Source organism: Arthrobacter sp. 210 2 (assembly GCF_059093025.1).
Window position 1 is genome coordinate 126,501 of record NZ_JBNHIE010000009.1, and the last position, 13,117, is coordinate 139,617.

Annotated in this window: 11 protein-coding genes; 4 read left to right on the forward strand and 7 right to left on the reverse strand. The window is 65.8% G+C overall.

The features are described 5' to 3' along the window. Positions 1–107 precede the first annotated feature (107 nt). The 6 genes from AC5RWA_RS16615 to AC5RWA_RS16640 all read right to left on the reverse strand — a co-directional run bounded on the left by AC5RWA_RS16615 (position 108) and on the right by AC5RWA_RS16640 (position 8,013). The gene (locus tag AC5RWA_RS16615; protein WP_494058377.1) at positions 108–1,379 is read right to left on the reverse strand and encodes a Wadjet anti-phage system protein JetD domain-containing protein; all 1,272 of its coding nucleotides are present in this window, start codon (positions 1,377–1,379) and stop codon (positions 108–110) included. Beyond that, positions 1,369–4,797, reverse strand: coding sequence for an ATP-binding protein (locus AC5RWA_RS16620; RefSeq protein WP_494058378.1), 3,429 nt, complete (start codon positions 4,795–4,797; stop codon positions 1,369–1,371). The genes AC5RWA_RS16615 and AC5RWA_RS16620 overlap by 11 nt, the downstream gene beginning before the upstream one ends. Continuing rightward, positions 4,794–5,423 carry a DUF4194 domain-containing protein gene (locus AC5RWA_RS16625; RefSeq protein ID WP_494058379.1) on the reverse strand — a complete coding sequence of 210 codons (630 nt, stop codon included), beginning with the start codon at positions 5,421–5,423 and terminating at the stop codon, positions 4,794–4,796. Before AC5RWA_RS16625 ends, AC5RWA_RS16620 begins: the two co-directional genes overlap by 4 nt. An 8-nt stretch (positions 5,424–5,431) precedes the next feature. Then, positions 5,432–6,874 carry a DUF3375 domain-containing protein gene (locus AC5RWA_RS16630; RefSeq protein WP_494058380.1) on the reverse strand — a complete coding sequence of 481 codons (1,443 nt, stop codon included), beginning with the start codon at positions 6,872–6,874 and terminating at the stop codon, positions 5,432–5,434. Positions 6,875–6,992: 118 nt separating this feature from the next. Further along, on the reverse strand, positions 6,993–7,259 hold the full coding sequence (locus AC5RWA_RS16635) for a type II toxin-antitoxin system Phd/YefM family antitoxin (RefSeq protein WP_494058381.1): 267 nt from the start codon (positions 7,257–7,259) through the stop codon (positions 6,993–6,995). A 79-nt stretch (positions 7,260–7,338) separates the two neighbouring features. Beyond that, the gene (locus AC5RWA_RS16640) at positions 7,339–8,013 is read right to left on the reverse strand and encodes a TetR/AcrR family transcriptional regulator (protein WP_494058382.1); all 675 of its coding nucleotides are present in this window, start codon (positions 8,011–8,013) and stop codon (positions 7,339–7,341) included. 100 nt (positions 8,014–8,113) lie between these two features. Between AC5RWA_RS16640 and AC5RWA_RS16645 the strand changes: the two genes are divergently transcribed. From AC5RWA_RS16645 to AC5RWA_RS16660, 4 genes are all read left to right on the forward strand, one after another. Next, complete coding sequence (locus tag AC5RWA_RS16645; RefSeq protein ID WP_494058383.1) at positions 8,114–8,569, forward strand: nuclear transport factor 2 family protein; 456 nt, start codon at positions 8,114–8,116, stop codon at positions 8,567–8,569. Beyond that, entirely contained in the window at positions 8,566–9,453 is an 888-nt protein-coding gene (locus AC5RWA_RS16650) for an SDR family oxidoreductase (RefSeq protein WP_494058384.1), read from the forward strand. Before AC5RWA_RS16645 ends, AC5RWA_RS16650 begins: the two co-directional genes overlap by 4 nt. A gap of 344 nt (positions 9,454–9,797) precedes the next feature. Then, positions 9,798–11,243 carry an amidase gene (locus tag AC5RWA_RS16655; protein WP_494058385.1) on the forward strand — a complete coding sequence of 482 codons (1,446 nt, stop codon included), beginning with the start codon at positions 9,798–9,800 and terminating at the stop codon, positions 11,241–11,243. Positions 11,244–11,412: 169 nt separating this feature from the next. After that, positions 11,413–12,249, forward strand: a complete 837-nt coding sequence (locus AC5RWA_RS16660) for a CPBP family intramembrane glutamic endopeptidase (protein ID WP_494058386.1) — start codon at positions 11,413–11,415, stop codon at positions 12,247–12,249. A gap of 5 nt (positions 12,250–12,254) precedes the next feature. On the opposite strand, the gene AC5RWA_RS16665 is transcribed toward AC5RWA_RS16660, so the two are convergent. Beyond that, complete coding sequence (locus AC5RWA_RS16665) at positions 12,255–13,103, reverse strand: sugar phosphate isomerase/epimerase family protein (protein WP_494058387.1); 849 nt, start codon at positions 13,101–13,103, stop codon at positions 12,255–12,257. Between the last annotated feature and the right edge of the window lie 14 nt (positions 13,104–13,117).

Consider the following 13,117-nt stretch of genomic DNA (forward strand, 5'->3'; position numbering starts at 1 on the left):
GTCCTAAACTTTGTAATTTTGCTTGCGCGCTTTGACCGCTTCATGCTTCGAGCGGTACCGGACCTGGATGCTCCTCATGCTCAGAAGCGACGTTCGAGGGCCAAGACCTAAGAGACCCAGAAAAGCAGCCGATCCAGCGCCCAGTCCCAACGGATCAGCTCCTGTTCAAGGCGAACGTTGATCCCATACGCATTGCTGCCCAGCGCTTCATAGAGCTTGTGCTCCTCGGGAGTCAGCCGCGCCAGTCGGCCCTTGGACGGCGACGATTCCTGACCCCAGGCATCCCGGTGCTCCAGCAGCGTCTCCTCATCCATCAAGACGCTCACCACGTGCGGGTGGACAGCCCGAAGCTGATCTAGGATGCGAAAACCGTGAGTGTCCAGATCGCCCCAGTACAGGACATCGCGGTCGTGAAGCCAAGTGGCGTCCCGCAGCGAGGAGAACCCGTACCCGCCGCCGTAGACAGCCACCGCTCCCGGCCGTTCCGGCAACGCCAGGAAGTTCACCAGGTTCTCGGTTATCAGTACAGCCTCCACCGGAAGATTCAGTGTACAAAAGGCCTCCGCGGTGACCGTCAGATCACGCGCGTCGCCCAGCAGCGGCACGTCAGGGTCGAGCATCCTAAACCTCACGAGCTCCGGTGGATGCACGAAGCCATGCCTCGCGGCGAAGCGGGCGGCAGGTGTCCGGGTCATCGGCTGCCCGAGCAAGGAACCTGGTTCCGCCGGGGTCTCTGCAACGCTGTCATCAGCGGACTCATCGACGGCGAGCTCCGCTGGCCGCAATGCCTCCAGCAGCTCATCCACCACCTTCCGATGATTCTCGATGAACTTGGTGTGCACTCCCGGCAGACTCAACTGCCGGACGTAAACACCGGGTTGGGGATTGTCGCGGAGCCACAGCCCTACGCGAGCGGCCTTTAACGCATTGGTCCCAAGCTCCCGCAGCTTGAGCGGCCGCCGCAGCGCCCAGGCAGTGAAGGCAGGGTCCAAGGCGGCCAGACCGGAGGCAAGTTCAACCCATTTTGCGGCGTCCTTGGCTTTCCCAACAAAACCAATTTCGTCATCGGCGGATGCGAACACGGCGGCAGACGGCAACTGGTTGGAACCGACTGTGGTGCGGCCCACCTCCGTTGTCTCCAAGGTGAAGGGGCCGACGGCGGTATTCAGCTCCGCCGCCCATGCACGCGCCGCCGCGTAATCACGGAGAAGGCCCGCCGCCGTCGGGCGCCTTAGAGTACGACGGCGGGGGTACAGTCCGCTGGGTTCCAGCAGCTCACGCAGCAGTGCGCCGCTGCTCCAAGCCTTCAGCGACTGCGCCCGCAGGTCTGCCAGCGTGGTCCAGCCTTGGGCTTTGCCCGCTGAGCCCTCAACCGGCACGGCGGTCCCGCTCGTCCCGGTACTCCTGGATGGTCATGTTCCGCAGCTGGGAATCGTTGCCGTTGGTGTTGGCCACGAAGCCCACGTGTGCCACAAACGGTTCGATCACGTGGATCTTCTGCAGCGGCGTGACGATCAGGAGCTGGAGCTTCATCCGCTGGAACAGCTCCAGGCCGTACCGCGCCGACTCGTCGGAGCCACGGCCGAACGCCTCGTCGATCACCACAAACCGGAAGCTGCGGCCCTTGCCGGATGCCTTTCCCAGGCTGGCGCCTGTGCCCTGCCCCGCTCCCAGCCCGAACTGGAACGCCAGCGCCGCCGCCAGGATGGTGTACGCCAGCTTCTCCTTCTGCCCGCCGGACTTGCCGCCGGAATCCGTGAAGTGCTCGAACTCCTCGCCTGTCTCCGTCCACTTCTCAGACGCGGAGAACGTGAACCAGTTCCGCACGTCTGTGACCTTGGCCGTCCACCGCTCGTCCAAATTGGTGAAACCGTCCCGCCCGCGGAACCGCTCGATCAGCCGCTCCACCTGCAGGTACTTCTGCTCCGAGTATTGGTCCTCGTCGCCGATGGTGCCTTCCGAACAGGCCCGCAGGTCCGTCCCGAACTGCCGCACATCAAGGTCCGAGCTGTTCTGGTGCTCCAGCTGGATGTGCCGGCCGCGGTTGTATTCGATGGTGGCAAGGGACCGGTTGATCTCGGCGATCCGGTTGATGATGTCCTGCCGGCGGCTGTCCAGGAACGCGTTGAAGGCCACCACCTCGTGGATGGTGTTCTGGTTCAGGGACTCCTTAAAATGGGCCTCGAACTTGGGCAGGTCGTTCTTCTCCAGCTGGTCCAGCAACCGTTCGTAGTCGGCGGCGGCGTCCAGGGACGCGTCGATGTCCGTGGTCTCGGTGGGGTACTTGTTCCGGAAATCGGCCATCAGCCGGACCGTGCCCGCCTCGGCCGTGGCCAGCCGTTTTGACAGCGCGTCGATGGTGGCGGTGAGACCGGACCGGACCGTGCTTTCGACCGCCGCCGTGTTCTTATAGGTGAGCACCTTCTCCTCCGACGTTGCGGCGGTGAGCCCAGCGACGGACGCCAGCAGCCCGACGTCGTCCGTCAATGGCTGATCCTGCAGCAGGTCACGGCATTCAGCGATGGCCTCCGCGATGTCCCTAGCGTCCTTCTCGTTCGCGCCCAGCCGCTGCTGCAGCTTTCCGGACCGCTCTTCGAGGCGCTGCAGGTCTTTTTTCAGCGCAGCTTCCTTGGCCGCCAGGTCCTGCAGGACGTTGCTGGTGGATTCCAGGGCACGGCGCTCGTCTTTGAGCTCCTCGATCCGCCGGACGGTGTCCTGCCAGTTGAGTTCAGCGAATCCGGACACGGACCGCACGGTCCCGAGTTGGATGCGCTTCCTCCCGATGTCATCCAGCTGCCCGTCGACCTTGCCCAGCTGCGTCTCCGCCACCCGAAGCTGGCCCTTGACCTCGTCCAGCTCGGCCAGGAAGCCGTTGATCTTGTCCTGGTTGTCCCAGCCCAGGACGTAGTTCCGCCGGTCCCGGAGGTCCTTGCGGTCGTCCTTCTCGTGCCGGCCGCGGCCGCCCTTCAGCTGTCCGTTGGCGGTCAGCGCCTTGGGATGGCGGCGGAAATCCGCCAGAGTTTCGCAGCAGACGTAGTCGAACCTGCTGGCGAGCTCGTCCATCAGGAAATCGCGGAACGGGGTGCCCTGCTTGATGGCGATCTTGGCGGCCAGCGTCCCCGGGTCTGCGGGCCTGGGGGAGTGCGAGTCGCCGATCCGAAGGTAGACCAGCCTGCCGTTGAGATTGTTGGAATCCACCCAGCTGCTGACGGCGGCGTAGTGCTCCGACGGCACCAGCAGGGACAACGCGAAGCCATGCAGCGTGCGCTCGGCGGCGCCTTCCCAGGCGGCTTCGCCGTCGCGGACCTTCAGCAGCTCGCCGGCGAACGGCAGTTCCTTCTCCGGGACCCCGGTTCCCTCGCACAGCCGACGGCGGATCTCCAGCTGATGCAGCGGCAGCAGGTTCCGCCGGGACTGAAGGCTGGTGAGTTCGGTTTTGAGGTCGGTGGAGCGTCCGGTGAGGACGGTGCGCGTCATGGTCAGTTCGGTGCGGTCCTCCTGGAGCCCGCTGTACTGCTCGGCCAGCCCCGATTCGACGGCGGCCATCCGGTCCCGGTTCGCGTCGAACAGCACCCTGTCCTCCGGCGGGCGCAGGCCCAGCTCCGCGGCGGCTGCTGCATAGGTCTGGTAGCGGGCACGTTGCGCGCCGGCCTCGGTGGTCAGTCTGGCCACCTCGGCCTCGATGGCGGCAAGCCGCCCGCCGCCGTTGCTGCGGATGTCGTCCACCACGGCGCTGATCTGGTGCCGGAGATCCTCGGTGCGGGCAGTGAGGGAAGCCGCTTCTTCGTTCAGCCGTTTGCCGGTGCTCTCCAGCTCGGCCGCGTGTTCCAGGCTCAGGACCAGGCGCTGGTTGGTGAACCAGGGATGCAGCTGGTCGCGCTGGGCCCGGGCCAGCTCGTCCTCGGCCGTTAGCGTGGCATGCCTGGCGGCGCCCTCGCGGATGGGCGCCAGCAGGCTGATCTGGTCCTTCGCGCGCAGCACGGCGCCGTGGGCCTTCTTGAGGTCGTCGAAGTGGCTGATCAGCTTGCTGATGCGGGCTTCGACGTCGTCCTCGTCCAGCATGTTGGTGCGCACAAAGGAGGTGATGTTCTCCACCTGCTTCATGGACACGGTGCGGTGGAACAGCTCCATTGCCTGGTTTCCGCTGATGCCGAACTGCCGCTTGAAGGCGGCCGCGTAGGGTTCGAAGGTGTCGTGCACCGCCGCTCCGCCCGCCTTCAGCTTTTTCTTCAGCTTGTAGGGGTCCTGGCCGAAGTTGGAGAAGTCCTCCGCGATGGACTGGTCCGTCTCCGCCAGGGAGTAGAAGCGGTTGGGCTGGCCGGCCTCCTGCACTGCCCAGAGCGTGATGGCCAGCGTGACGGACTTGTTGAGGACGGCGTTGTGGAACACGCCCAGGACCACGGTTAACGCGCCCGTCCCGCGGAGCGATACCGGCTTGGAGTTCTCCCCGCCGGTGCTGCGCGTGCTCTTGTGGTACCCCCGCACGTAAGACATGAGGGAGCGCTCTTTCTTCTGCGCGCCCGCTGCCTTGTTGTACTCGATCTTGTTGGCCGGCAGCAGGAGCGTGGTGATGGCATCCACCACCGTGGACTTGCCCGAGCCGATGTCGCCCGTGAGGAGGCTGTTGGCACCGTCGAGCCGGAACGTGCGCACCCCCTGGTGGAAGGTGCCCCAGTTGAGCAGCTCCAAACGGTGCAGCCGGTACCCCGGGGGAGTGCCGGCGTCGTCCGCTGTTTCCTGCGCCTGCCCAGGCGCTTCTTCCAGGCTGAACAGGCTGTCCTGCAGGTCTGCGGTCACGGGAGGTCCCCTTCGCTGGTGCGGGCGGCGGCATCCGGCTGCGGCGTTCCGGCGAGGGACGCGCGGTAGTCAGCCAGCCGCGCGTCGAACTCCTCCAGCCACTGCGCGTCCACGTACGCCTTCAGGATCCGCGCCACTTCATACGTGTCCGCCTGGCCGCGCAGTTTGCGGAGGAACCCCAGCTCCACCACCTTCTTGATGTTCCCGGCCAGACGGTCCAGGATCCGCGCCTGGTTGCTGGACTCCGGGAGGAACACAGCCACCATGTCGGTGATCTCCTGCTCCGTCATGATGAGGCGGAGTTCGCTGCTGTTGGTATCGAATTCGAGCATGCGCTTTCGCAGCAGGGCCAGCAGGAGGCTGACATCGAAGGTCAGCCTTCGCCGTTGAACGAGGCGGGGGAGGTTGCCCTCCGGGTCCTCCCGCGACCGCAGGAACGCGTACCCCTCCGACTCGTCCAGGATCAGGTCCAGGCCCAGCACGGCAACGTAGTCGCGGGTTTGCGATTCCAGGCCCAGGAGGGACTGCCACACCTTCTCGTCCGACTCGGCGTATACCACGCCGCGGAACAGCCGGGTGACGACGCCGGGGAGTTCCTCGGGCGTCCGGCTTGCCGTTTCTTCCATGGTGTCCGTCATGCTGGCCTCACAAAGATGATCTGGTCGATGGTTGCTTCACGGATGCTGCCGTCGGGGAGCTGCCATTGCAGCTGCTGGGGGAGTTTGTCATCGATGCTGGCCCACTCCGATTCGCTGGCCAGCTGGTAGTACGCCACGATCTCGGCAAGGCCCTGCTGCAGCGGGTGGGCCTGCGTGATCTCCGCGAGGGTTGCCTGTTCTGCCTCCGCGAGCACGCTGTCCACATTGGCTTTCAGGCGTTCCTTGTCCACGTGGAACTGGCTGAACAGGGCATCTGCGTCCACGTCCGCATCATCGGCGGCGACAACGTCGTCGTCCACCGTCACCTTCTGGCTGGGTTCATACAGCGGCCGCTCGAAGGGCAGCGCCACGTCCACGGACTGTGCGGCAATGTCCATAAAATCGCCCGACGGCGGCGCCTCCCGGGTGCCCAGCGCGCCGGATTCGATGCTGCGGATCAGCCGCATAATGCGCTTGTTTTCGAGGAAGACTTTGTCGTCGAGGAGCCTTCGCATCTGCTCGGAGAGCTGCCGGACAGTTGCCTGGGTCTGATCGACGGCGGGCAGCCAGTCCTGGTGCAGCGTCGTCACGGCCTGCAGGTCCTCGACACCTGAGAGCGCTTCGATCTGGGTGGCCCGCTGGAGGAGGTCCTGCAGTTCCAGGCGCAGCTGCGGAGACATCAGGTAGTCCCAGAACCCTTGGAACGTCCGGCCCTGAAGGGAGCTGCTGATGCCCTGCTGGTTGGCGAAGATGGTCTCCAGGAGTTCGCCCTGGCTGCCTTCCCACGTGGCGATCTGTTCGCGGACCTGCCGGTCCAGCCTCCGGAAGTTCTGCTCGACCTCGCGGAAGTCCGCCAGGAGGTCCTTGGCCAGCGTGGTCAGCTGCTGGAAGTGATCCAGTGCTTCGGGGGCGGTCATGACCTTGATGTTGCCGTCGCGGATGCGCTGCATCTCGGCGTCGATCCCGTCCCGCTGGCGCTGGAGCTCGGCCAGCCGGACCTCGGGATCGGTCTCGGACTGCTGCACCAGTGCTTTGAGGACCGCGAAGATGCTGGTCAGGCGCGACTGCGTTGCTACAAAATCCCGGCCGCGAAGGGTCTCCACCCAGCGCACCACGTCCTCAGCCGCCGGCGTGAGGTCGTAGTGCGGCTCGTCGTGGCCCGGGACGTAGTACTTTCGGAGCCACGCCCGTTCCGGTGCGGCCCAGTCGTCAAGGTACTCACCCGCCGGCCGGGGGAATTTGTCCTCGCCGTAAACGTCGCGCAGGCCGAACAGGACGTCGTCCAGGTGATCGACGAGTTCCTGCCGGCCGATGTCCCGTTGATTGGGGGCGGTGAAAGCCTTGATGAAGAAGGAGATGGCCAGCGGGGCGTTCTGTGCGCGGAGCAGGGACCAGCCTGGGTGGTTCTCACGCAGTTGGTTGATGGCGTAGAAATCCATGGAAGTCCTCGGGGCGGCGAACTGATAGCCCTAAGCTACACGGGGCTGCCGACAATGCGAGTCTGCGCCTTCTCCTGCACCAGCAGTTTCAGCACAAAGGACGTGTCGACATGAACGATCAACGGTCGTCGCGGAGGTCGTTAAGGATTTCAGCGGTACTGACCGCTGATGCAACCCGCGGCAACGTCCGGAAGTCAACAGGGCCCGGTACTGCGGGATGCACCTGGCCGGCCTGGAGCAGACGTTCGAACGGCGAAGCCGAGGGCGGAATCAAAGTAGCCGCGATTTCCCCGTTGTTGGTGACGTGGATGGTTTCCCCGTTTTTTACGCGCTCAAGAACCTTGCTGCTCTGGTTGCGCAGTTTGCGATGCGGGATTGTCGTCACGGTAGCCTCCGTAGCAAGTTTAGCGAGCAGGCCGGAGCAGGAAGTAGCGTGCGCCCTGAAAGCCAACGGCAGCCGTACCTCATTCCCCGTCAGGCAGGAGGTTGGCAGCGAGTGTCCTGGCGATGAACCGGCCGAAACGTTCGTCGCTCCAGCCGCGCTTGAGCACGAGGTTCTCAAACAACTCGGCGGAGGTGCAGGTGAACATTACGTCGGCCACCTCCTCTTCTGTTATGTCTGTCCGCAGGAAGCCCCTGCCGAGCACCTGCCGCGCATTGTGCAGCATCCGGCGGTACCGCACGTCATCCACGTCGCGCAGGAGTGCTGCCATGTCCTGGTCCCCGCTCGCGGCGGCGTCCCGGATCAACAGGAAAACCGGGGCCGCCAACGGGCTGACCTCGGCTGCGAGCCGGCCCAGCTGGTCCATGAGTTCCCCCGCGTACATGACCGACACCTGCGCATGATCGGACCGTTCCTCAGCGGCGGGGCCGCCTGAACCAAGCAGGCCCTGTTCGTAGATCGCTCGCACCAGCCCAGGCTTTCCGCCGAAGCCCTTGTAGATGGACTCCGGGGAGACGCCGGCGGCCCGGGCAATCGAGGCAATGGTGGTCCGGCCATATCCGCCCGACAGGAAGAGCCGGCGGGACTGCGCGAGCACCTCTTTCCTCGACGCCTCGGCGGCGTCGCGGCGGCGCCGGGCATCGTAGGGGCGGCGGCGCGGAGCCCGGCGGTGCAATTCATTGACCTCAGGTTCCACCGGGCATAAGCTCCTTACATCAGTTCATTCCAGTGAACTGTATCGAATTTAGCGTACCAGCCTCTCCGCCTTCCACGACGGATAAAACAAGGAGCAGATCATGGACGCAGCAGGAGCAGGAATCCTTCCCGAGGGCCCGGTGAGGCGCGTTGTAGCCGCCGCAAACCGTCACGACCTGGACGGTGTCGTCGCGCAGTTCGCGGCGGACTACGAGAACACCACCCCCGTTCACCCCGCCCGGAGCTTCAAGGGCTCGGCCCAAGTGCGCAAGAACTGGGCAGCACTCTTCGCCGGGTTGCCTGACCTCCGCCTCACGGTCCACGACGCAACGATAGGCGCCGACGGCAAACTGTGGATGGAGTGGAGCAACCGCGGGACTCGGCCCGATGGAACGGTGTCAGCCTCTGCGGGGGTCGCCATCTTTACCGTCCGCAACGACGTCATCACCGCGGCGCACTTCTACCTGGAGCCGGTCGAGCATGAGTCTGGGGACGTCAATGCCGCGGTCCGAATGGCCGTCCATGGGGCAGCAGCGGGGGAGACGGAGGGGTCATGATTCTTGTTGTCGGCGGCACCGGCCGCCTCGGCCGCGCCCTGGTACCCATGCTGGCAGGCGCCGGCCACCGCGTCCGCATCATGGCACGCGGCGTTTCCTCGTCGTTCCCGCAGGTAGCGGGCGACGGCGTCGAGCATCTGCGCGGGGACCTCGCCTCTGAGGCGGACTGCGGGAAAGCAGTGGCGGGCTGCACCGCGGCCGTGTTTGCGGCGTCGGGATTCGGCCTCAAGGACTCCGACCCCCGCGCGGTGGACCGCGACGGCGCCATCAGGCTTATCCACGCGGCGGCCGCTGCCGGAGTCCAGCACATGGTCATGATGTCCATGCACGGTGCCGCCCCCGATGGGCCCATCGAATTTCTGCGCTGCAAGGCTGCGGCGGAGGACTCCCTGCGCAGCTCCGGTGTGGAGTGGACCGTCATCCGGATTGGCCTGCTACTGGAACAGCGCCTTGCAAACGTCACTGCCCCGCTGGAATCCAAAGGCAAGGTGCTGGTGTTCGGATCCGGCTCTGCGCCGGCTACCTTTACAACTGTCCAGGACGCCGCGGCCCTCGCCGTCCGTGCCCTGTCCGACCCGGCGCTGCGGAACCGGATCATCGAATGGGGCTCGGAGACGACTACGGGCATGGAGTTGGCTGAGGCCATCGTAGAACGGGCCGGTCACGGATCTGTCCAGCGAATTCCGCTCGCGGCCGAGCGATTCCTGTCCGTCGCGGCCAGGCCGTTCTCACCCTTCCTTGCGCGCGTTGCCGGGGCCGGCGTCTGGGAGGAATCCGGAGCCGCGGCCTTCGACCCGGAGCCGATGCGTGCAGAGTTCCCGGACATTCCGGTCACCGGCCTGCGGCATGCCCTGTTGGCGATGCCGGTCGTGGGGGAGCGATAGCAGCGGTCCCAGGCCAACTTCGGATCAAGGCAGCGGCTGCCGTTCCCCGACGCTGACTGAAGCCTCCTGCATTATGTAGTCCCGGCGTCGTCGTTCCAGCCGTGCCTGCCGGCCCGGCGTCGAGCAGGCTGTTTCCACGGGCCGGATCACGGACGGCCCCCAGCGGGGGATGGAAGTGCTTCTGGTGATGTCTTCCAGCGGACGCCGTCCTGATACATTCGGTTCAACCACCCGTACGTTCCCGGATGAAGGCCATGAAGTGCGGGGCCACCGACACCCAAGGGGAGCTCTGCACGTGACAACAACGCCGAGGCTTCCGGGCCCGAAACAAGCCAGGTGCAGGCGTGCCGGACGATAGCCTGCAGGGCACTGGCCCGGTGGAGACTGCCCTCCGCGACGCCACCGCGCTCGCCTTCGCGGTGCGCACGGGTGAAACCTCCGCCGAGAGCGTTCTGGCGGAGGCGCGGTCGCGGGCCGGTGCAGCACCCGCTCTTTGTGCCTTTATCCAGGAGGACTGGGACGGGGCTGCCCTTGCCGCGAGGGAGGTGGACCGCCGACGGGCCCGCGGGGAGGATCCGGGGCCGTTGGCCGGTGTTCCACTGAGCGTCAAGGATGTCATCGCTGTGGCAGGTCTGCAGCTGACCGGCGGCAGTGCCGCATACGCCGGAAACATCGCCTCATTCACTGCCACTGCTGTGCGGCGCCTGCAGGAGGCGGGAGCCGTGGTGATTGGCAAAACCAATTGCCCCGAGTTTGCGTTCGGTGCCATCACCGAGAGTGCCGTCGGTGGCCGGACGCTCAACCCCAGGTTTCCCGGTGCGACGGCGGGTGGCTCGAGCGGTGGAGAGGCTGCCGCCGTCGCTGCCGGCATTTCGGCACTCGGCCTGGGCACCGACTACGGCGGATCACTGCGGTGGCCCGCGCAATGCGTGGGGATCACCGCCCTGCGGCCCACCCCGCGTTCAGTTCCTGACCTGGGAATAGTTCCGGGAGCGGGCGGCTGGTATGGGGGCTCCAACCCGTCCCCGCCGGGTGCCCGCCTTCAAGCCGCCACTCAGGTCATTGGCCCGCTCGCACGATCAGTCCGGGACCTGCGGACGGCGCTCGCAGTGCTGACGGATCTACGCCCCGGGGTTCGGACTTCACTCGCCGGGGCCGTCCCCGGCAATATTGCGGTTGCATGGAGTGATGGTTCTGTCTTGGGGCCGGTACGCCGCGAAGTGTCGGAGAAGATCGCCTTATTGGCGGAGCGGATCGCGCCGGAGGTCCGGACACTCACGCACGTACCGGATCTTTTCGCGGGGTCGCTGGCAGCTTATAACCGGCTCCGCCCTGTTGATCCGATGATTGATCATGCCGCGGCTGTCGCCGGCCACGAGCACCTGATTCTCCCTGCGAACCTCGACGTCATCCAGCGCTCCTTGCAAACAGACGCAGGGGAACTCGAAGCGGCTGTTGCCGAATCCGGGCAGGCAAGAAGACGTGATTTGGCGGTCTTCGATACCGCTGACATCGTCCTCCTGCCGGTGGCCGGTGGACCTGCCTGCGACGTGTCCGGAAAGCTGGACATTGACGGGCAGTCCATTTTTGGCTGGGACATCATGGGGCAATGCAGGGCTGTGACCATGGTTGGCGCCCCTGTTGTTTCGCTGCCCGTCGCGTTCTCGTCCGAGGGCCTGCCGCTGTCCGTCCAGGTTGTTGCACGGCCGGGGGCAGATGCGCTGGCGGTGGACTTTGCCGAATGGCTTGAGGGCTTCGCACGGTTTGATCTGCCGGCTTCACGTCAGTAGGTGGTCTGGGGCACCGACGGAGGACGACGGCGGGAGGCAAGTCCCGCCGTCGTCGTTCCTGCTGCCCCGGTGGACCTACCTAATGTCCATCAGGGGTGCCGTTGCCCTGTCTGGGCTCAGCAGACGGTGCCAGACTTTAAAGTCCAGGCGTGGGCAAAGAAGGTCGGCGATGACGACGGACAAACACCGGGTGCGCGGGTGGGCGGCCCGGCACGAAATCGTGCTTTACCTCGTCCTGGCCTACGCGGTCTCTTGGTGTATCTGGCCGTTGGTCCTGCTGAACCCGGGCAGTAGTCCACTGGTGCCGTTCGGGCCCGGGCTGGCCGCGGTCCTGGTGGCATTCTTGGCAGGTGGCCGCCGGGAGTTGATCAATTTCCTCCGCCAGCTTTGGCGATGGCGGGTCAACTTTGGCTGGTACGCAGTGGCATTGGGTGTGCCGTTCGCCGTTCCGGGTCTTGCCCGTCTTGCAGCGGTGATGGCCGGAGCTCCGGCCCTGAGCTGGGAGCCATCTGACGCGTTGCAGGTTGCCAGTTCGATTGCGGTCACGATCGTCATCGTGGGCATCTTTGAGGAGCTGGGCTGGAGGGGTTTTCTTCTTCCACGGCTGCAGGTCACGCGGAACGCACTGGCGTCCGCATTGATGGTGGCGTTGGTGTGGTTGCCCTGGCACCTTCCGGAACTGGTGTCCGATCCGGGCCAGCGCCCCTTGGTGCCGTTCGCAGTCTACATCGGGGCGCTGTCTGTAATCCTTGCCTGGCTCTATAACTGCACGCGGGGCAGCCTGCCGGTGGTGATCTTGTTCCATGCCGCCTTCAACAGCTTCACGCAGTTCTTTCTCGCCGAACTGCAGGGCGGGGACCAGTATCTGGTGGCGTGGTGGACCCTTGCCGGCTTGGGCGCCCTCCTGGCCGTGGCCATCACGGTCTATCCCGGTCACCACAGCCTGGTCACGGTGGATGAGCGGGGCGGCGTGACCGGCTCCACAGCCGGCCCGCCGCCGTCGTAATACGTTTACAAACCGCGCAGGAATGCCAGGCCGCTGGCAGCCAGCTCATCCTGGCTGGGGGCCAGCGGCCGCCAGATGGACGCCGCAACGGCAATCGCCGCATTGTCCACGGTGAAACTTTCAATGTTCAGCGGTCCGCTGTAGCCCACTTCTTCCAGGGCCTGCAGGAAGCCTTCCCAGTCGGTCTGGTCCCCGCCGGGTGCGCCGCGGTCGTTCCCGCACACCTGCACATGGACCACGAGTTCGCCGGCCGCCCGGACCGCGGCGGCCAGCGAGCGCTCCTCGATGTGCAGGTGGTAGCTGTCCAGGGCAATGCCGACGCCGTTGCCCAGCAACGGCCCCAGCGCCTCGAGCGCCTGGTCCACGGTGTTGATCAGCGACGTTTCATACCGGTTCAGCGGTTCAATGCCCAGCACCACGCCCGCTTCCCGGGCCCGGGCGGCTACCGGCTCCAGGTTCCGGCGCAGCTCGGTGTAGGCCTCCCGCCGCTGCTCCGGCGACATCCGCCAGACCCGGCCGGTCTGGGCGTAGAACGGGCCGCACACAGTGGGCGAACCGATACTTGCGGCCATGCTGATGCAGTCCAAAAGGTAGGCCTGCGTCCCTTCCACGGACGCCGGGGCCGCGGACACGAGGTCCCGCCCCGGCGCCATGGCACCGACTAGGAACGGAGTCAGCCCCGTGGACTCCAGGGCTTCGCGCGCCGCGAGGGCGGTGAAGTCGCCGGCGTTTTCCAGCGGGAGTTCGACGGCGTCAAACCCCAACGCGGCGATCCTCGCCAGGTGTCCGCCCAGGTTGGCATCGGTCAGGGGAGACTCCCAGACCCATGTGCTGATCCCGATGGGACGCTTCACGCCGCTCCCTCCAA

What these genes read in the sequence shown, in the direction of transcription:
- AC5RWA_RS16650 (WP_494058384.1), top strand. Translation starts at nt 8,566, where the DNA reads ATGATTCTTGTTGTCGGCGGCACCGGCCGCCTCGGCCGCGCCCTGGTA.
- AC5RWA_RS16630 (WP_494058380.1), bottom strand. Translation starts at nt 6,874, where the DNA reads ATGGATTTCTACGCCATCAACCAACTGCGTGAGAACCACCCAGGCTGG.
- AC5RWA_RS16660 (WP_494058386.1), top strand. Translation starts at nt 11,413, where the DNA reads ATGACGACGGACAAACACCGGGTGCGCGGGTGGGCGGCCCGGCACGAA.
- AC5RWA_RS16625 (WP_494058379.1), bottom strand. Translation starts at nt 5,423, where the DNA reads ATGGAAGAAACGGCAAGCCGGACGCCCGAGGAACTCCCCGGCGTCGTC.
- AC5RWA_RS16645 (WP_494058383.1), top strand. Translation starts at nt 8,114, where the DNA reads ATGGACGCAGCAGGAGCAGGAATCCTTCCCGAGGGCCCGGTGAGGCGC.